Source organism: Pseudomonas gessardii, assembly GCF_001983165.1.
Taxonomy (GTDB): domain Bacteria; phylum Pseudomonadota; class Gammaproteobacteria; order Pseudomonadales; family Pseudomonadaceae; genus Aquipseudomonas; species Aquipseudomonas gessardii.
Genome location: NZ_MNPU01000002.1, coordinates 32,749 through 52,628 on the forward strand (window position 1 = coordinate 32,749; position 19,880 = coordinate 52,628).

The following is a 19,880-nucleotide window of genomic DNA, read 5'->3' on the forward strand; positions in this document are numbered from 1 at the left end:
GAAGAACCATGGCTGAAGCAAAAGTACTGAGTGGCGCCGGCCTGCGTGGCCAGGTGGCCGGGCAGACAGAATTGTCCACCGTGGGCCAGGCCGGTGCCGGCCTGACCTATCGCGGCTACGACGTGCGTGAACTGGCTGCCGATGCGCAGTTTGAAGAAGTCGCCTACCTGCTGTTGTACGGCGAATTGCCGAGCAAGGCCGAGCTGGCGGCCTATAGCGCCAAGCTGAGCAAGCTGCGTGACCTGCCCCAGGCGCTCAAGGAAGTGCTGGAGCGCATCCCCGCCGACGCCCACCCGATGGACGTGATGCGCACCGGTTGCTCGTTCCTGGGCAATATCGAGCCGGAACAAGACTTCAGCGTGCAACGCGATGTCACCGACCGCCTGCTGGCCGCCTTCCCGGCGATCATGTGCTACTGGTATCGCTTCAGCCATGACGGCCAGCGCATCGACTGCGTGACCGACGAGCCGAGCATCGGTGGGCATTTCCTGCACCTGCTGCATGGCAAGAAGCCGAGCCAGCTGCATGAAAAAGTCATGAACGTGTCGCTGATCCTCTACGCCGAGCACGAATTCAACGCCTCGACCTTCACCGCTCGTGTGTGTGCCTCGACCCTGTCCGACCTGTATTCCTGCGTCACCGCCGCCATCGGTTCGCTGCGCGGCCCGCTGCATGGCGGCGCCAACGAAGCGGCGATGGAAATGATCGAGCGTTTCTCCTCGGCCGAAGAGGCCGTAAAAGGCACCCTTGGCATGCTGGCGCGCAAGGACAAGATCATGGGCTTTGGCCACGCGATCTATAAAGACAACGACCCGCGCAATGAAGTGATCAAGGGCTGGTCGAAAAAACTCGCTGATGAAGTGGGCGACAAGGTGCTGTTCCCGGTCTCCGAAGCCATCGACAAGACCATGTGGGAACAGAAGAAACTGTTCCCCAACGCTGACTTCTACCATGCCTCGGCGTACCACTTCATGGGCATCCCGACCAAACTGTTCACCCCGATCTTCGTCTGCTCGCGCCTGACCGGCTGGGCGGCGCATGTGTTTGAGCAGCGTGCCAACAACCGCATCATCCGTCCAAGCGCCGAGTACATCGGCGTCGAACAGCGCAAGTTCGTGCCAATCGAACGTCGCTGAGTGGAGAAACCGACGACCCAGGATTGGAAACCCGATCAACAATGTGGGAGCGGGCTTGCTCGCGATAGCGGTGTAACAGTCGCCCGATGCGTTGAATGACACACCGCAATCGCGAGCAAGCCCGCTCCCACATTTGGATTGGATTCCAACCGCAGGATCTGCGTCGGTTCTTCCTTTTGTAACTACCGTGACCGAGTCCTGACGATGAACACTGAATTTCGCAAACCGCTCCCCGGCAGCCGCCTGGATTACTTCGACGCCCGCGCGGCGGTCGAGGCCATCACCCCCGGCGCCTACGCCACACTGCCTTACACCTCCCGCGTGCTCGCCGAAAACCTGGTGCGCCGCTGCGATCCGGCGACCCTCAATGCCTCCCTGAGCCAGTTGATCGAACGCAAGCGCGACCTCGATTTCCCTTGGTTCCCGGCCCGTGTGGTGTGCCATGACATCCTTGGCCAGACCGCCCTGGTAGACCTCGCCGGCCTGCGCGATGCCATCGCCCTGCAAGGCGGCGACCCGGCCCAGGTCAACCCGGTAGTGCCGACCCAACTGATCGTCGACCACTCCCTGGCCGTCGAGGCCGGTGGTTTTGACCCACAGGCCTTCGAGAAAAACCGCGCCATCGAAGACCGCCGCAACGAAGACCGTTTCCATTTTATCGAGTGGACCAAAAAGGCCTTCAAGAACGTCGACGTGATCCCGCCAGGCAACGGCATCATGCACCAGATCAACCTGGAGAAAATGTCCCCGGTGATCCAGGTGCGTGACGGTGTGGCCTTCCCGGATACCTGCGTCGGCACCGACAGCCACACCCCCCACGTGGATGCCCTGGGCGTGATCGCCATCGGCGTCGGCGGCCTGGAAGCCGAGAGCGTGATGCTCGGCCGCGCCTCGTGGATGCGCCTGCCGGAAAGCGTGGGTGTCGAGTTGACGGGTAAGCTGCAACCGGGCATCACCGCCACCGATATGGTGCTGGCCCTGACCGAGTTCCTGCGTCAGCAGAAAGTCGTCGGTGCCTGGCTGGAGTTCTTCGGCGAGGGCGCCTCGGCCCTGACCCTGGGCGACCGCGCCACCATCTCCAACATGGCCCCGGAATATGGCGCCACGGCGGCGATGTTCTACATCGACGCGCAGACCATCGCTTACCTCAAACTCACCGGGCGTGAAGACGAACAAGTCGCCCTGGTCGAGCAGTATGCGCGGCACACCGGCCTGTGGGCCGATGACCTCAAGGGCGCGCAATACGAGCGTGGCCTGAGCTTCGACCTGTCCAGCGTCGTGCGCAATATGGCCGGCCCCAGCAACCCGCACGCCCGCGTGGCCACCAGCGACTTGGCGGCCAAGGGCATTTCCGGGCAATGGGATGACGTACCGGGGCAAATGCCCGATGGTGCGGTGATCATCGCCGCCATCACCAGCTGCACCAACACCAGCAACCCGCGCAACGTGATCGCTGCCGGCCTGCTGGCGCGCAATGCCAACCGGCTCGGGCTGGCCCGCAAGCCGTGGGTCAAGTCGTCCCTGGCCCCGGGCTCGAAAACCGTGGCCATGTACCTCGACGAGGCCGGGCTGACCAGCGAACTGGAGCAGTTGGGCTTTGGCGTTGTCGCCTTTGCCTGCACCACCTGCAACGGCATGTCCGGTGCACTCGACCCGGTGATCCAGCAGGAAATCATCGACCGCGACCTGTACGCCACCGCCGTGCTCTCGGGTAACCGTAACTTCGACGGGCGCATCCACCCGTACGCCAAGCAAGCGTTCCTGGCCTCGCCACCGCTGGTGGTGGCCTACGCGATTGCCGGCACTATCCGTTTCGATATCGAAAAGGATGTGCTGGGCCTGGACGCGACCGGCAAGGAAATCCGCTTGAAGGACATCTGGCCGAGCGACGAGGAAATCGACGCGGTGGTCAAGGCGTCGGTCAAGCCTGAGCAGTTCCGCCAGGTCTATATCCCAATGTTCGCCATCCATGAAGACACCGGTCCGAAAGTCGCGCCGCTGTACGACTGGCGCCCGCAGAGCACCTACATCCGCCGCCCGCCGTACTGGGAAGGCGCCCTGGCCGGCGCGCGTCCGCTCAAGGGCATGCGCCCGCTGGCGGTGCTGCCGGACAACATCACCACCGACCACCTGTCGCCGTCCAACGCCATCATGCTCGATAGCGCCGCCGGCGAATACCTGGCGAAAATGGGCTTGCCGGAAGTCGACTTCAACTCCTATGCAACCCACCGCGGCGACCACTTGACCGCACAGCGTGCGACCTTTGCCAACCCCAAGCTGTTCAATGAAATGGTCCAGGAAAACGGCAAGGTCAAGCAGGGCTCCCTGGCGCGCATCGAGCCGGAAGGCCAGGTCACGCGGATGTGGGAAGCCATCGAAACCTACATGGAGCGCAAGCAGCCGCTGATCATCATTGCCGGCGCCGACTACGGCCAGGGCTCGTCCCGCGACTGGGCGGCCAAGGGCGTACGCCTGGCCGGTGTGGAAGCGATTGCCGCCGAGGGCTTCGAGCGCATCCACCGCACCAACCTGGTCGGCATGGGCGTGCTGCCCCTGGAGTTTTTGCCGGGCACCGACCGCAAGACCCTGCAGATCGATGGCAGCGAAACCTATGACGTGCTCGGTGAGCGCACCCCGCGTGCGCAGTTGACCCTGGTGATCAACCGCAAGACTGGCGAACGTGTCGAAGTGCCGGTGACCTGCCGCCTGGACACCGCCGAAGAAGTGTCGATCTACGAGGCGGGCGGCGTATTGCAACGTTTTGCCCAGGACTTCCTGGAATCGGCGACGACCGCCTGAAGAGGTAAACCATGGCACATGCAGCGCAAATCAAAATCCCTGCCACGTACATGCGTGGCGGCACCAGCAAGGGCGTGTTTTTCAGCCTCAAGGACCTGCCCGAAGCGGCGCAGGTGCCGGGTGCTGCCCGCGATGCCTTGCTGTTGCGGGTGATCGGCAGCCCCGACCCCTATGACAAACAGATCGATGGCATGGGCGGCGCCACGTCCAGCACCAGCAAGACCGTGATCCTCGCCAAGAGTACCCGCGCGGATCACGATGTGGACTACCTGTTTGGCCAGGTGTCCATCGACAAGCCCTTTGTCGACTGGAGTGGCAACTGCGGCAACCTGTCGGCGGCGGTCGGCGCGTTCGCCATCAGCGCCGGCCTGGTGGATCCCGGCCGCATCCCCCAGAACGGCGTGGCCGTAGTGCGGGTGTGGCAGGCGAATATCGGCAAGACCATCATCGCCCATGTGCCGATCACCGACGGCGCGGTGCAGGAAACCGGCGACTTCGAGTTGGATGGCGTGACCTTCCCGGCGGCCGAAGTACAACTGGAGTTCCTCGACCCGGCAGCCGAAGAAGAGGGCGGCGGTGGTTCGATGTTTCCCACCGGCAACCTGATCGACGACCTGCAAGTGCCGGGTGTCGGCACCTTCAAGGCAACGCTGATCAACGCGGGGATCCCGACGATTTTTATCAACGCGCAAGACCTCGGCTACACCGGCACCGAGCTGCAAGGCGCGATCAACGGCGATCCCAAAGCCTTGGCCATGTTCGAGACCGTGCGCGCCCATGGCGCGTTGCGCATGGGCCTGATCAAGCACCTGGACGAAGCGGCCCAGCGCCAGCACACACCGAAGCTGGCGTTCGTGGCCAAGCCTGCGGATTACCTGGCCTCCAGCGGCAAGGCGATCAAGGCCGGTGATGTTGACCTGCTGGTACGGGCGCTGTCCATGGGCAAGCTGCACCACGCGATGATGGGCACGGCGGCGGTGGCGATTGGCACGGCGGCGGCGATTTCCGGGACTTTGGTCAACCTCGCGGCGGGCGGCGTGCAACGCAATGCCGTGCGCTTCGGGCATCCGTCCGGCACCTTGCGTGTGGGCGCTGAAGCCAGCCAGGTCAACGGCGAATGGGTAGTGAAAAAGGCCATCATGAGCCGCAGTGCGCGGGTTTTGATGGAAGGCTACGTGCGCGTCCCCGGCGACTGATCGTTCCCACGCTCCGCGTGGTAACGCATCCGGTGACGCTCTGCGTCACCATTGGACGCAGAGCGTCCCAAGCGGCATTCCCACGCAGAGCGTGGGAACGATCAAGTTAGAGCAGGCGTAAGACCTGCCACAAACGACCAACCCTGAGCCTGAGGAAGGAACCCACCCCACCTATTTTGGAGTACTGCCATGAGCGCCAACGTCGACCAGAATAACCGCCCCGATTACGACCAGGTGTTGCAGGACATCGCCGATTACGTCCTCAACTACCGCATCGATTCCCCGGATGCCCTGGACACCGCCCGCAACTGCCTGATGGACACCCTCGGTTGTGGCCTGCTGGCCCTGCGTTTCCCTGAGTGCACCAAGCACCTGGGGCCGATTGTCGCAGGCACGGTAGTGCCGTTCGGGGCGCGGGTGCCGGGTACGGCCTATCGCCTGGACCCGGTCAAGGCCGCGTGGGACATCGGCTGTATCGTGCGTTGGCTCGATTACAACGACACCTGGCTCGCCGCCGAATGGGGCCATCCTTCGGATAACCTCGGCGGCATCCTTGCCGTCGCCGATCACCTTGCGCAAAAGCGTGTGGCCAATGGCGATGCACCGTTGACGATGCGGGCCGTGCTGGAAGCGATGATCATGGCCCACGAAATCCAGGGCGTGATTGCCCTGGAAAACGCCTTCAACCGTGTCGGCCTCGACCATGTGTTGCTGGTCAAAGTCGCCTCCACGGCGGTCTGCGCCAAGTTGATGGGGGCCAACCGCGAGCAACTGCTGGCGGCATTGTCCCAGGCGTTTGTCGATGGGCAGGCGCTGCGCACCTACCGCCATGCGCCGAATGCCGGGTCGCGCAAGTCCTGGGCGGCGGGGGATGCGTCGAGCCGTGGCGTACGCCTGGCGGACATGGCCATGCGTGGTGAGATGGGCATCCCCGGCGTGCTAAGTGCGCCGCAGTGGGGGTTCTACGACGTGCTGTTCAGCCATACCAACCAGGACCTGGCCCTCAAACCTGAGGCCAAGCGCACGTTCAGCCTGCCCCAGCCCTATGGCACCTATGTGATGGAAAACGTGCTGTTCAAGATCAGCTTTCCCGCCGAATTCCACGCCCAGACCGCCTGTGAAGCTGCCGTGACCTTGCACCCGCAGGTCAGGCACCGCTTGCACGAGATCGAGCGGATCGTGATCACCACCCACGAGTCGGCCATTCGCATCATTTCCAAGGTCGGCCCATTGGCCAATGCCGCCGACCGCGATCATTGCCTGCAATACATGACCGCCGTGCCCCTGGCGTTTGGCAACCTGGTGGCCGAACAGTACGAAGATGAGTTCCATGCCGCGCACCCGATCATCGATGAACTGCGCGGCAAAATGCAGATCGTCGAAGACCCACGCTACAGCCGCGAGTACCTGGAAGCTGACAAGCGCTCCATTGCCAACGCGGTGCAGGTGTTCTTCACCGATGGATCGAGCACCGAGCAGGTTGCGGTGCAATACCCGATTGGCCATCGTCGGCGCCGGGCAGATGGCATTCCCTTGCTGGAAGACAAGTTCAAGGCCAACCTGGCCACGCGGTTTACCGCCCAGCGCAGTGCCGAGATCTTTGCGTTGTGCAAGGACCAGGCACGGCTTGAGGCGACGTCGGTGAGCCGATTTGTGGCGCTTTGGGTGATCTGAAGGCCCGGCGGAGAAGGATGACGTTGAAATTGACATATCTTGCTATGCGTACGGCCTACCTCTCTTAGGAACCGTATTCCGATAAATGCCAATCAGATAGCCAGATGACCTGTAATACAGAGTCGTCTGGCCAGCAAGACCTGTGAGCCAAACACCGGAATCTGAGAGGTTCTTCATGACTAGCGTAAATTATCAGCCGTACGCGGCCCGCCATCCCTATGAAATGCCCCCCAAGCCAGCGCCCGCTCAGCACGAGCGCTGAAGCGCCTATGTCCTCGCAGGCCCAGGCAGATTCAGCCTCACCTCGTCAGCCAATGACTGCCCAGCAGCGCGGGCAGTTCGCGGCACATAAAGCCCTGGTCAACTCACCGTCATCCCCGGTCAATACTGACCCGGCGCGGCTTGCACAATTGTCCAAGGAAAACAATCAACTGAGCGAAAAACTTAGCCAGTTGGTTGCTCAGTTCTCGCCCGTAATCAGGCAGCTTCAGAAGCAAGTGGCTGATCTGACTCAACAATTCAATACTATGAAGGCCTCGGAAAAATCGGGTTCCCCATCGAATCAAAGTGTCAGTGACAGTCCAGAGGCGCAACAGAGCCGTGTGTCATCTGAAGCGCCTGCCCGTTCAGAAGGCAGTACACCGGTGTCCGGGCAAGATACGCCTCGTAATCTGGAGCAATTGACTGCCGAAAACGATCAATTGCGCGAGACGGTTGGGCGGCTGCAAACCCAGTTCACTGCGGTGGTTGGCAAGCTGCAAGAGCAGATTCAGGGGTTGACTCAGAAAATGGGAGGGGCGGATACCTCTGCAAGTCAGACGCCTGCCGATACCCCGGCGTCGAAGACTGATAGCGATACCCCGGCTTCGAGGGCTGATAGCGCTACCTCGGCTTCAAAGACGGGTAGCGATGCCCCGTCGGACACTGGGTCAACTGAGCAAGCATCCAGCACCCGGGATTCCACGCCATCGGCTCAGCCCACTGAGCCAACGGCGGCGACCCGCAGCGTTGACGATCTTCTGCGCGAGAACGAGCAGCTGCGTACTCGCATTGATCAAATGATGAGTGAATTCACTCAGGTGATTACCCAACTGCAACAGCAAATCGCGCAATTGAGTAAGCAGATCAGTGCGATGGCGAAGTGATGGACACCATAAGCGGTCTATCGACTGCTGGTGGCATCATTCAAACCGCAAGATCACCCGCCGGTTATGCTTGCTCTTTTTCTCGATTTTCTCGCAGAACACCCGGCCGATTTCCTCGGTATTGACCACATGGGTGCCGCCACACGGCTGGATATCGATGCCGGCAATTTCAATCACCCGTACCGCGCCCTGGATCACTGGGGGCGCGACCGCTTGGGTGCGGGTGATCTGTAGCAGGGTGGAATATTCGGACGCTGGCATCGACAGCGACTTGACCTCATGGGCCTGCTCGATCAAGGCATTGAGGTCGCGGGTGATGCTTTCTTTGTCGAGGGTCATTTCCGGCAGGTCGAAATCCAGGCGGCCCTTGTCGGCGCTGATGCTGCAGCCGGTCACCGGTGCATCGATGATCGAGCACAGCAGGTGCAGGCAGGTGTGCATCTTCATGTGCTGGTAGCGCCGTTCCCAGTCCAGGCCGGCGTCTACCTGTATGCCAGCGCGCAATGATTCGGGGCAGTGTTCCACTTGATGCCAGATGATCGAGCGCAGCACCGGGTCGCGCACGGTCCCGGTCACGCTGACCCGGCTGCCGTCCGGCAGGGTGAAGTAGCCAGTGTCGCCCGGTTGGCCACCGCCTGTGGGGTAGAACAGGGTGTGTTCCAGGGCCACGCCCTGTTCGCTGACGGCGATCACCCGGGCGCTGAAGGCGTTCTGGTAAGGCGCGCTGTCGAACAGCGCCAGGGTTTCCATGGTGTGTACGGACATGTTCATCCTCCAACGATCAGTGGGCTGGTTTGCAGCAGGCGTCGCACCATTGCGCTCAACCCGGGCGGGGAAAGCAGGGTGACCTCGAACTTCGGCCCGCACACTTTCAGGTTCAGGGGCAGGCGCGGGGGATAGCTGGGGGCCTGCAGGGTGCGCAGGCGGAATTGCAGGTGATGACGCTCCTTGACCGTGGGCTCCAGCACCAGGCTGGACAACGGATGGAAGTCCGCATCCAGCACCGTGACCCGGTGGCTGGTGTTGACTTCGCCGACCACATGCAGGCGTTCGTCGAGGGCAAACGCCCCAAGGTAATGGCTGGCGTCTGCCTCGTCGTTTTTCTGCAACTGGATCTGGTTGACCACCTTGACCTTGGTTCCTGCGGGCACATCCTGGGTAATGACACAGGAGGGGCTGATAAACACGTTGTCGCCAATCAGCACATAGCCCAGCACCCTGGCGCCCGCGCCGACCTCCACGTTGTTGCCCAGCCGTGGGTGGCGCTTGCCGTCCGGGTTGTTGGCGATGCCCCGGGCGCCGAGGGTCACACCACACAGGATGTAGCAGTCATTGCCGATCTCGCAGGTTTCGCCGATCACCGTGCCGAAGCCATGATCCAGGACAAAGCGCCGGCCAATGCGGGCGGCCGGGTGGATTTCGGCGCCGGACAGGATCTTGCCCTGGTTGCTCAAGGTCAGCGCGATGGCGCAGAACTGGCCGTGGAGCGGGTCGGAAAAATGCCATACCCGATGCGCCAGCCGGTAATACAGCACGGCCTTGAATGAGGCATAGGACTCCAGGATCAGCTCGCCCCGGCCCCTGGACGCCGGATCGCGCCAGGCATAGGCGATCAGGTCCTCGGCCACTTCCTGCGCCGCCGGCTGGATCAGCGCCGCCAGGTGTGGCTGCAACTGTGCCATCTGCGCCGGCGACAGGGTCTTGATGAGGTGGGTCAGCAACTCATCGTGCAGCTGTTGCATGTCGATAAAGCCTCCCATGGAAGGCACCCCCGTAATTGTCGTTATTCGAAACAGGGCAGATAACTGTCGGCGCTGTCGTACACCATGGTCAGGACGACGGTGTCGGTGGGCAGTTCCGGTGCGAGCCTGGCGATGGCCACCATATTGGCGGCCGACGACAGCCCCAGGCTGATGGCATCGGTACGCATGATGCGTTTCATCATTTCCAGGCAATCGAGGCGCGAGACCTTGAGCATGCCGTCGAGCACGTCCAGGTTGAGAATGCTCGGGATCAGGCCGATGGACAGGCCCTGGATATGGTGGGGCGCATGGCGGTCGCTGAGCAGGTCGCATTCCTCGGGCTCCACCCCCATCACGCGGATCCGTGGCCAGGCGGCCTTGAGGGTTTCACCGATCCCGGTGATATGGCCCCCGGTACCGATACCGCTGACAAAGTAGTCGACCTGGCGTTCGCCAAAGGCGCGGAGGATTTCCGGGGCGGTGGTATCGCGGTGGGTCTGGGGGTTGGCGCCGTTGCGCTGCTGGTTGAGCATGACGAAGCTGGGGTTCTCCAACTGCAGTTCCATGCACTTTTCGCCATGGGAGTTGTTGCCCAGGCGGCTGTCCGACAGCACCACCTTGGCGCCATACAGGCGCAGCAGCTTTTGCTTGTCGGGGCTGTAGTTGTCGGGAATCACCAGCACCACTTTGTAGCCCAGCACGTTGCCGGCCATGACCAGGCCGATGCCGGTGTTGCCACCGCTGGGTTCGATGATGGTTTGCCCCGAATCACGAATCAGGATGCCCCGGCGCTCGGCGTCGAGGATCATGCCCAGGGCGATTCGCGCCTTGTGGCTACCGCCCGGGTTCAGGGATTCAAGCTTGGCGAAGACCTCGATGCCGAGGTCTTCGGAGAATTGGGCCAGGCGCACGATGGGTGTCTGGCCAATGGCGTCGAGTATGGAGTTATGCAGCATTGGATAAGTCCCCCCAAGGCCTGTGATCAGTACAAAGGCATGTCGGGCTCGACGTCGCGTACCCAGTGTTTCATGCCGCCTTCAAGCACCCGGGTGTTGGCAAAGCCTGCGGCCAGCAGGGTACTGGCGGCTTGCTCGGCGCGGATGCCGGCGTAGCAGATCAGGTAATGGGTGTGGTCGCGGCTGAGGGTGTCGAGTTGTTCGTCGAGCTGGGCCAGGGGGATATGGACCACGCCGGGCAGTTGGCATACCTCCAGCTCGCTGGCGTCGCGCACATCCAGCAGGATATCGGCGCTGCTGCGCTGTTCCAGCAACTGCTTGAGCACTTGGGGCTTGATGTAGTGCTCTGCGGCCAGGCTGGGGGCGCTGCGGATGGCATCGGCACACACGGTAGCCGCCGGCGGGTGTTCTTCACGCAGCTCGGAGCAGCACGGGCAGTCGGCGCGACGCTTGAAGCGGATTTCACTGAACTTCATGGCCAGGGCATCAAAGCGCATCAACCGGCCGGACAAGGATTCGCCCAGGCCGATCAGCAGCTTGATCGCCTCGGTGGCCTGGATCATCCCGATCACGCCGGGCAGTACGCCGATCACCCCGCCGGCACTGCAATTGGGTGCCAGTTCCGCCGGTGGCGCGTGGGGGTACAGGCAGCGATAGCAGGGCCCGCCCTGATAATTGAACACGCTGATCTGGCCGTCGAAGCGGTAGATCGCGCCGTACACCAGCGGCTTGCCCAACTGCACGCAGGCATCATTGACGAGGTAGCGGGTCTCGAAGTTGTCGGTGCCGTCGATCACCAGATCGTAGGCGCCGACCAGCTCCAGGGCGTTGTCGGCATTCAGCGCGGTGTCGTAGGTGTTGATCTGGATATGCGCGTTGAGGTCCTGCAGCCGGCGCTTGGCGGATTCGACCTTGGGCAGGCCCAGGGTGCTGTTGCCATGCACGACCTGGCGTTGCAGGTTGCTGCTTTCCACCACATCGAAGTCCACCAGCCCCAGGGTGCCGATGCCGGCAGCGGCCAGGTACAGGCTGATGGGCGAACCCAGGCCGCCGGTGCCAATGATCAGCACCCTGGCTTTCTTCAGGTTCAGTTGCCCTTCGCGGCCCACGCCGGGCAGGGTGATATGGCGCACATAGCGCTGTACTTCCTCATTGCTCAGGGGCTCGATGTCCATGCCGCCGGAGGTGGCGAGCAGCACTTCGATTTTTGCTTTTTCGGGCAGCGGCTCGTCGGGGCCGATCAGCGCTTCCCCGGCCGTGAACAGGAAGTGTTCCTTGAGCTGGCCGTTGTTGTCGTGGAACAGGTGCGCCCGCAGTTGTGGGTAGCGGGTGCAGGTGTCTTCAATGACTTCGCGCAATGTCGATCCGGCACCCTCGAGGGTCGATTCTGGCAACTTGGCCACGCGGGCCAGGATGTCGGGGAAAGAGACAGCGTTCATGTACAACTCCGTTTGCAGGTCGTTGAAGGGGTTGAGGGCGAAGTGCGTGCCATCCCAGGCAAACAGCTTCGACCCAAGGGCCTTGCCCTGGCGGACATCCACCACCAGGTAGCTGACGGGGTAGATCGGTTCCCCCATGTAGAGGGCCTTGTCCTGATCCTCGTCGCTGAAATAGGCACCGACATCCGGGTGGGAGTGGTAGATCACCACCACCGGGTTGTCCGTGCGAAAGGCCTTGTTCATCAGCAGCGTGTCGGTCACCGAGAAGGTGTAGCCGTTGGCCGCGCTGCGTGGGTAGGCCTCGGGGTTCTTGCGGTGCAACTCGTTCTGGATATTGCTGCCCAGGTACACGCTGCCATCGGCGAACACAAAGCCGCAGCACTCTTCGGGGTAGGTGCGGCTGGCGTGGGCGTAGATCTGTTCCAGGGCGGTTTGGCGGAGGACGTCCATGTTTCTCTCGCGTGGTGGGGGAAAGGTCAATTGGGCTTGGCCAGTAGCTTTTCGATGGGCAACTTGGTGATGGCAAAGCCGGCCAGCAGGATCGCCGAGTACAGCATCAGGTCCCGGGACAGTTCCAGGCCTTCGTACCAGGCGCCGATGATCACGGCGAATACCGGGAAAATAATGAAGACGAACGACAGGATGATCGGGCTCAGGCGCTTGAGCAGCATGAAGTACACGATAAAACCACCGACCGAGGCCACCAGCCCCAGGTAGAACAGGGCGCTCCAGGAGCGCAGGGTGATGGCCTCGAAGGTCGGCGATTCAAACCACAGCCCGGCGACGAACAGCATCAGCCCGGCAATCCCGATGGGCAGGGTGTTGTAGGTGATCACGCTGATGGCGCTGCCTTTTTGCTTGGTGATGACATAGCACAAGGCATGCATGATCGCGGCGCTCAGAATGGCCAGGACGCCAAAGAACTCGGCATGGTCAAGGTGCAGGCCCTGGCTCTTGATGATCATGTACAGGCTGGCGAAGCCGATGCCGATCCCCACCACTTGGGAGAAGTAGATGCGTTCGCGCAGGAACAGCGCCGAGAAGATCAGGATAAACACCGGCATGCAGCTGAACAGCAGGGCGGTGAGGCCGGACGAGACGTGCATCTCGCCGTAGTTGAGCAGGTAGTAAGGGATGCTGAAGTAGGAGAGGGTCACGAAGACGAAGAACCAGCGGCTTTCCCGGGGGAACAGGATAGGTTCGCGACGCACCAGGGCAAAACACAGGAACAGCGGAAAGGCGATCAAAAAGCGCAAGCCCGCCGAGGTCAATGGCGGCACGCTTTCCACCGCGATCTTGATCCCCAGCCAGGTAGTGCCCCAGCTCAGGCAGACAATCAGGAACATCACGCTGGTGATCAGACCTGCCAGCCATTGCTTGTGTGATTTGTTTTTTTCGGCATTTTCGAGAACGGCGGACATTGGCATCGTTTATTGCTTCCCTGAGCCGGAATTGAACTCTATATTGAACTTGTAATTAGAGGTTTCACCCGGTGATTGAACCCGTAAAGCACACTATTAGGGCGAATGATGGCTGTCAAAACAAATATTGACATGGTGTCAATTATGCGAGAGGGCCTGTCCAATGGGCAGGGCGTGAAGTACAAACGCCTGTCCGACGTCATGGAGCGGGGCATCCTCGAAGGCTTGATCGAACCGGGGCGCAAACTGCCGCCTCACCGGGTGCTTTCCGATAACTTGGGGGTGACCATCGGCACCATCAGCCGCGCCTACGGTGAACTGGAACGCCTGGGCCTGGTGGTGGCGCGGGTGGGTGACGGCACGTTCGTACGCAAGCGTGGGATGGAGCGCCAGCGCGATGAAGGCTTTCGCAATTTCAGCGAGGAGCCGCGCCAGTACTTCGATATGAGTCGCAATATGCATATCCCGGGGCAGGAGACCGCGTTCCTGGCCCAGGGCTTTGAAACCCTGGCCACCAATGCCAAGTTCCTGCAGGACATCAGTGCCTACACCCCGGACGCCGGTTTGCCCCGCTACCGCTCGGCGGGCGCGCAATGGTTGGTGCAGCGCGACTTTCATCCGATTCCCGAGCAGGTCATCTGTGTCAATGGCGGCCAGCATGGGTTGCTGTGCGCCTTGATGGCGTTGGTGCGCGCTGGCGATACGGTGGTGACCGAGCAGTTGACCTACCCTGGGCTGATTACTGCCGCACGGATGCTTGGCATCCGCCTGATCGGCCTGGAAATGGATGAGGAGGGCGTGTTGCCGGCGGCCCTGGAGGAAGTCTGCCGCAATCACCGGGTCTCGGCCCTGTATTGCACGCCAACCATCCAGAACCCGACGACGGCGGTCTTGTCGGTTGCCCGTCGCGAGGCGCTGGTCAGGGTCTGTCGTGAGCACAACCTGCTGATTTTGGAAGACGAGGCCCATGGTGTCCTGGTGGAAGACCGTCCGCCGCCCCTGAGTCATTTTGCCCCGGAGCGTACGATTCTGATCAGTAGCCTGAGCAAGGCGGTGTCGGCAGGCCTGCGGGTGGGGTATGTGCATGCGCCACCGGCGCTGGTCAGCCGTATTTCTGCGGCTTTGCGCTCAACCTGCTGGATGGCCACGCCGGTGACCCTGGAGTTGGCCACGCAATGGATTGAAAACGGTACGGCAGAGTATCTGTTGCATCAGCAGATCAGCGAAATCAGCCGCCGCAAGGCGTTGGTCGAAGACCTGCTGAGCGGCCTGGAATACCGTACGCACCCCAACAGCCCGCACTTCTGGATTGAAGTCCCGGAGCCTTGGCGGGCGTCGGAAATCGAGGCGGAACTCAAGCAGAACAATTACCTGATCGCCACCGCAGAAGCCTTTGCCGTGGGGCAGACGGCGGTGCCGCAGTTTATCCGGGCGAGTATCTGCAATACGTCGGGGGATGATCAGTTGCTGAGGGCGGGGTTTGATGCGCTGGCCACGGCGCTGGGGCAGGGAGGGGGCCGGTTTCATCTATAAACTGAGCAGGCTTGTTGCGGCAAACCCCAATGCCGTTCAGTCAAGCGAACGCAATGCTCAAGGCAGTGAACATCCCCTGTGGGAGCGGGCTTGTCGGATCGCCGCATCGCCGCGAAGACGTCGGCCCAGCAAACATTGATGTTTGACTGACCCACTGCTTTCGCGAGCAAGCCCGCTCCCACAGGTTATTTGAAACGCCGCTCAACCCCCTTTTCCACGAGGATCTTCGCCGAAATCTCTTCCACCGAAAAATGGGTGGAGTTGATGTGCGCAATATTTTCCCGGCGGAACAGGTTTTCCACTTCCCGCACCTCGAACTCGCACTGGGCATAGCTCGAATAGCGGCTGTTGGGCTTGCGTTCGTTACGGATCGCCGTCAGCCGGTCCGGGTCGATGGTCAGGCCGAACAGCTTGTGCTGATGGGTACGCAGCACCGCTGGCAGTTGCAGGCGCTCCATGTCGTCCTCGGTCAGCGGGTAGTTGGCCGCACGGATGCCGAATTGCATGGCCATATACAGGCAGGTCGGGGTCTTGCCGCAGCGCGACACACCGACCAGGATCAGGTCGGCCTTGTCGTAGTAGTGGGTGCGGGCGCCGTCGTCGTTGTCCAGGGCGAAGTTGACCGCCTCGATCCGCTCCATGTAGTTGGAGTTATGGCCAATGGAATGGGACTTGCCCACGGAGTATGAGGAATGTTCACTCAGCTCTTGTTCCAGGGGCGCGAGGAAGGTCGAGAAGATGTCGATCATGAAACCATTGGAGGTCGCGAGGATCTCACGGATGTCCTGATTGACGATGGTGTCGAAAATGATCGGGCGCACACCGTCTTTTTCGGCGGCCAGATTGATTTGTTGTACCATGGCCCGCGCTTTATCCACGTTATCGATATAAGGCCGGGTGAATTTGGCGAAGGTAATGCTTTCAAACTGTGCCAGCAGGCTCTGACCCAGGGTTTCGGCGGTAATGCCGGTGCCATCGGAGATAAAGAAAGCAGATCGTTTCATTTGAGCCTTGGGCCTTAAGCTGATGACGAATCTTGGATATGATAGGCGCGATTTTGCCGTCCCACAGTGGGCCGCATTCTCACTTATTTTCCAGGTCCAGGCCACAAACGCCGGTAAATGCTCCTATTGAGCCGCCGGCGCCCTGAGCTTTTCCAACACAGTTAGTGGAGAGATCACCTTGGTAGAGTACGTAGTTTCCCTCGATAAGCTCGGCGTCCATGATGTAGAGCATGTGGGGGGCAAGAACGCATCCCTCGGCGAGATGATCAGTAATCTTGCGGGCGCTGGTGTCTCGGTGCCCGGTGGTTTCGCCACCACGGCCCAGGCATACCGCGACTTCCTCGAACTGAGCGGCCTCAACGACCAGATCCACGCTGCCCTGGACGCCCTGGACGTGGATGATGTCAACGCCCTGGCCAAGACCGGCGCGCAGATCCGTCAGTGGATCATGGAAGCCGAGTTCCCCGAGAAGCTCAACGCCGAAATCCGCACCGCCTTCGCCACCCTGTCGGCCGGCAACCCGGACATGGCCGTCGCCGTGCGTTCCTCGGCCACCGCCGAAGACTTGCCCGACGCCTCTTTCGCCGGCCAGCAGGAAACCTTCCTGAACATCCGTGGCGTGGAAAACGTCATCCGCGCGGCCAAGGAAGTCTTTGCCTCGCTGTTCAACGACCGCGCCATTTCCTACCGTGTACACCAGGGTTTCGATCACAAGTTGGTAGCTTTGTCTGCCGGCGTGCAGCGCATGGTGCGTTCGGAAACCGGTACTGCCGGCGTGATGTTCACCCTGGACACTGAATCGGGCTTTCGTGACGTGGTGTTTATCACCGGCGCCTACGGCCTGGGTGAAACCGTCGTACAAGGCGCGGTCAACCCGGACGAGTTCTACGTGCACAAGCACACCCTTGAAGCCGGTCGCCCGGCGATCCTGCGCCGCAACCTGGGCAGCAAGGCCATCAAGATGATCTACGGCGACGAGGCCAAGGCCGGTCGCTCGGTGAAAACCGTTGATGTCGACAAGGCCGAGCGCGCGCGCTTCTGCCTCAGCGACGCCGAAGTCAGCGAATTGGCCAAACAGGCGATGATCATCGAGAAGCACTACAAGTGCCCGATGGACATCGAATGGGCCAAGGACGGCGACGATGGCAAGCTGTACATCGTCCAGGCCCGCCCGGAAACCGTGAAGAGCCGCACCTCGGCCAATGTCATGGAGCGCTACCTGCTGAAAGAAACCGGTACCGTACTGGTCGAAGGCCGTGCCATCGGCCAGCGCATCGGCGCCGGCAAGGTGCGGATCATCAAGGACGTGTCCGAGATGGACAAGGTCCAGCCGGGTGACGTGCTGGTCTCCGACATGACCGACCCGGATTGGGAACCGGTGATGAAGCGCGCCAGCGCCATCGTCACCAACCGTGGCGGGCGTACCTGTCACGCGGCGATCATCGCCCGTGAGCTGGGGATCCCGGCAGTGGTCGGTTGCGGCAACGCCACCCAACTGCTCAAGGATGGCCAGGGCGTGACCGTGTCCTGCGCCGAAGGCGATACCGGCTTCATTTTTGAAGGTGAGCTGGGCTTCGATATCAAGCAGAACTCCATCGATGCCATGCCGGACCTGCCGTTCAAGATCATGATGAACGTCGGCAACCCCGACCGTGCCTTCGACTTCGCGCAATTGCCGAACGCCGGCGTAGGCCTGGCCCGCCTGGAATTTATCATCAACCGCATGATCGGCGTGCACCCCAAGGCCCTGTTGAACTACGACGGCCTGCCGGTAGAGATCAAGGACAGCGTCGACAAGCGCATCGCCGGCTATAACGACCCGGTGGGCTTCTACGTCGAGAAGCTGGTGGAAGGCATCAGCACCCTGGCGGCGGCCTTCTGGCCGAAGAAAGTCATCGTGCGCCTGTCGGACTTCAAGTCCAACGAATACGCGAACCTGATCGGCGGCAAGCTCTACGAGCCGGAAGAAGAGAACCCGATGCTGGGCTTCCGTGGCGCCTCGCGTTATATCAGCGAAGCGTTCCGTGACTGCTTCGAGCTCGAATGCCGTGCCCTCAAGCGTGTGCGCAACGAGATGGGCCTGACCAACGTCGAGATCATGGTGCCGTTTGTGCGCACCCTGGGCGAAGCGAGCCAGGTCGTGGACCTGCTGGCCGAGAACGGCCTGACCCGTGGCGAAAACGGCCTGCGCGTGATCATGATGTGCGAGCTGCCGTCCAACGCCATCCTCGCCGAAGAGTTCCTGGAGTTCTTCGACGGTTTCTCCATCGGCTCCAACGACCTGACCCAGTTGACCCTGGGCCTGGACCGCGACTCCGGGATCATCGCGCACCTGTTTGACGAGCGAAATCCGGCGGTCAAGAAGCTGCTGGCCAACGCCATCCAGGCCTGTAACAAGGCCGGCAAGTACATCGGTATCTGCGGCCAGGGCCCTTCCGATCACCCGGACCTGGCCAAATGGCTGATGGAACAGGGTATCGAAAGCGTCTCGCTGAACCCCGACTCCGTGCTGGAAACCTGGTTCTTCCTGGCTGAAGGCCAAGCCTCGGCGTAATTGCCATCTGCCGGCCAGCCAGTGTGGCGGGCCGGCATTTCTCATTCTGTACAGGGCGGAACTCCTACCGGACGCCGCCCTTTTTTGTGCAAGAAGATTATGCAAAGCAGCAGCAACCTGTTTCCCGTCGCCTTGATCAGTGCTGAACGTCGTGGCGACCTGAGTGAAGATGTCTATCGCCTCAAGCCTGGCAACAGCCCCGACGGCACCGTAGAACTGGCGGTGACGCGCCTGGGCCTGGCCGATGTCGCGCAAAGCCGTGGCATACCGGTGGTGCTGGTGCATGGCAGCTTTTCCAATCGGCGCTTCTGGTATTCGCCCAAGGGCATTGGCCTGGGGGCGTACCTGGCGCGCCAGGGCTTTGATGTATGGATCCCGGAGATGCGCGGCCATGGGCTTTCCCGACGCAACCAGGACTATGCCAAAAATCGTGTCGCCGACTATGCTCGTTACGACTTGCCCGCCATTGCCGCCTTTGTGCGTGAGCAAAGCGCGCAGATCCCGCACTGGATCGGCCACTCGCTGGGCGGCACGACCCTGGCGGCAGCCTTGGGTGGCCAGTATCTGGGCGCGCCGGCAGTGGCGTCGGTGGCGTTGTTTGGCTGCCAGGTCAGTCGCACTTACTGGCCGTTGAAAATTCCGCCGGTGGAGTGGGGCGGGCGCTTGATCCTCAAGCGCTTTGCCCAGCTCTCCGGTTCGCGGCTCAAGCGTGGCCCGGAAGACGAGCCCATCGGCCTGGCCCTGGAAAGCATGCGCTGGCACGGTTTGTTCGGGCGTTTTGGCGATGCCGAGCGCGACTGGTGGAAAGGCCTGGCCGAGGTCGATGTGCCGCTTTTGGCCGTGAGTGCCGCTGGTGATCATCAAGACCCGGACTGGGCCTGCCGCAAGCTGTTTGACCAAGTGGGCAGCGCGCACCGTCAATACCTGTGCCTGGGGCGCAAGCAGGGGTTCAGCGGTGATTTCGGGCATGTGGAGATGCTGGTCAGTAAAGCGGCGCAGGCCGAAGTGTGGCCACTGGTGCAACGTTGGCTGAAAGATCCGCTGACACCTTTGGCGGGGGCGCAGGCGCAAGAGCTCGCGAGCGTCTGAGCAAGGGCTCTAACAAGGGCGTTTCACTCGAGATGGCTTGCGGCTAAGATATGACGCTCCGGGATGTTTTGGTCATATTCAGTCGCGCAGTGGCTATTGCGTTACAGCCGGGTGGGTCTGATCATGGCGGCCCGTGAGGCGGCAGGTCTTAAAGAATGCCCCTTGCGATGCGTTTTCCTGATGTAGCTGTGG

14 protein-coding genes are annotated in these 19,880 nt (G+C 61.6%); 8 read left to right on the plus strand and 6 right to left on the minus strand.

Annotated elements, in window-relative coordinates:
• Nucleotides 1-8: 8 nt before the first annotated feature.
• From prpC to BLL38_RS02430, 5 genes are all read left to right on the plus strand, one after another.
• On the plus strand, nucleotides 9-1,136 hold the full coding sequence (prpC, locus tag BLL38_RS02410) for a bifunctional 2-methylcitrate synthase/citrate synthase (RefSeq protein WP_076961181.1): 1,128 nt from the start codon (nucleotides 9-11) through the stop codon (nucleotides 1,134-1,136).
• A gap of 204 nt (nucleotides 1,137-1,340) precedes the next feature.
• Entirely contained in the window at nucleotides 1,341-3,935 is a 2,595-nt protein-coding gene (acnD, locus tag BLL38_RS02415; RefSeq protein ID WP_076961182.1) for a Fe/S-dependent 2-methylisocitrate dehydratase AcnD, read from the plus strand.
• 11 nt (nucleotides 3,936-3,946) lie between these two features.
• On the plus strand, nucleotides 3,947-5,131 hold the full coding sequence (gene prpF / locus BLL38_RS02420) for a 2-methylaconitate cis-trans isomerase PrpF (protein WP_076961183.1): 1,185 nt from the start codon (nucleotides 3,947-3,949) through the stop codon (nucleotides 5,129-5,131).
• A gap of 189 nt (nucleotides 5,132-5,320) precedes the next feature.
• Nucleotides 5,321-6,805 carry a 2-methylcitrate dehydratase gene (gene prpD, locus BLL38_RS02425; RefSeq protein WP_076961184.1) on the plus strand — a complete coding sequence of 495 codons (1,485 nt, stop codon included), beginning with the start codon at nucleotides 5,321-5,323 and terminating at the stop codon, nucleotides 6,803-6,805.
• Between the two features lie 269 nt (nucleotides 6,806-7,074).
• Complete coding sequence (locus tag BLL38_RS02430) at nucleotides 7,075-7,950, plus strand: hypothetical protein (RefSeq protein ID WP_130898190.1); 876 nt, start codon at nucleotides 7,075-7,077, stop codon at nucleotides 7,948-7,950.
• A gap of 36 nt (nucleotides 7,951-7,986) precedes the next feature.
• Here BLL38_RS02430 and BLL38_RS02435 read toward each other — a convergent pair whose 3' ends face one another.
• The 5 genes from BLL38_RS02435 to BLL38_RS02455 are packed head-to-tail and all read right to left on the minus strand — an operon-like array spanning nucleotide 7,987 to nucleotide 13,457.
• Entirely contained in the window at nucleotides 7,987-8,715 is a 729-nt protein-coding gene (locus tag BLL38_RS02435) for an alanyl-tRNA editing protein (RefSeq protein WP_076961186.1), read from the minus strand.
• A gap of 2 nt (nucleotides 8,716-8,717) precedes the next feature.
• The gene (locus BLL38_RS02440; protein WP_076961187.1) at nucleotides 8,718-9,710 is read right to left on the minus strand and encodes a serine O-acetyltransferase; all 993 of its coding nucleotides are present in this window, start codon (nucleotides 9,708-9,710) and stop codon (nucleotides 8,718-8,720) included.
• Nucleotides 9,711-9,733: 23 nt separating this feature from the next.
• A complete protein-coding gene (locus BLL38_RS02445; protein ID WP_076961188.1) occupies nucleotides 9,734-10,648 on the minus strand; it encodes a PLP-dependent cysteine synthase family protein in 915 nt (304 codons plus the stop codon).
• A 26-nt stretch (nucleotides 10,649-10,674) separates the two neighbouring features.
• Entirely contained in the window at nucleotides 10,675-12,537 is a 1,863-nt protein-coding gene (gene moeB / locus BLL38_RS02450) for a molybdopterin-synthase adenylyltransferase MoeB (RefSeq protein ID WP_076961189.1), read from the minus strand.
• A 26-nt stretch (nucleotides 12,538-12,563) separates the two neighbouring features.
• Nucleotides 12,564-13,457 (minus strand): DMT family transporter, encoded by an 894-nt coding sequence (locus tag BLL38_RS02455; RefSeq protein ID WP_162493915.1) that lies wholly within the window; start codon nucleotides 13,455-13,457, stop codon nucleotides 12,564-12,566.
• 159 nt (nucleotides 13,458-13,616) lie between these two features.
• On the opposite strand from BLL38_RS02455, the gene BLL38_RS02460 reads away from it, so the two are divergent.
• Entirely contained in the window at nucleotides 13,617-15,041 is a 1,425-nt protein-coding gene (locus BLL38_RS02460) for an aminotransferase-like domain-containing protein (protein ID WP_076961351.1), read from the plus strand.
• 185 nt (nucleotides 15,042-15,226) lie between these two features.
• Here the strand turns inward: BLL38_RS02460 and ppsR are convergent, their stop codons facing one another.
• Nucleotides 15,227-16,045, minus strand: coding sequence for a posphoenolpyruvate synthetase regulatory kinase/phosphorylase PpsR (gene ppsR / locus BLL38_RS02465; protein ID WP_076961191.1), 819 nt, complete (start codon nucleotides 16,043-16,045; stop codon nucleotides 15,227-15,229).
• A 178-nt stretch (nucleotides 16,046-16,223) separates the two neighbouring features.
• Between ppsR and ppsA the strand changes: the two genes are divergently transcribed.
• Together ppsA and BLL38_RS02475 are read left to right on the plus strand one after the other, a co-directional pair.
• Nucleotides 16,224-18,599, plus strand: a complete 2,376-nt coding sequence (gene ppsA / locus BLL38_RS02470) for a phosphoenolpyruvate synthase (RefSeq protein ID WP_029298284.1) — start codon at nucleotides 16,224-16,226, stop codon at nucleotides 18,597-18,599.
• A gap of 99 nt (nucleotides 18,600-18,698) precedes the next feature.
• Complete coding sequence (locus BLL38_RS02475) at nucleotides 18,699-19,688, plus strand: alpha/beta fold hydrolase (RefSeq protein WP_076961192.1); 990 nt, start codon at nucleotides 18,699-18,701, stop codon at nucleotides 19,686-19,688.
• Nucleotides 19,689-19,880: the final 192 nt, after the last annotated feature.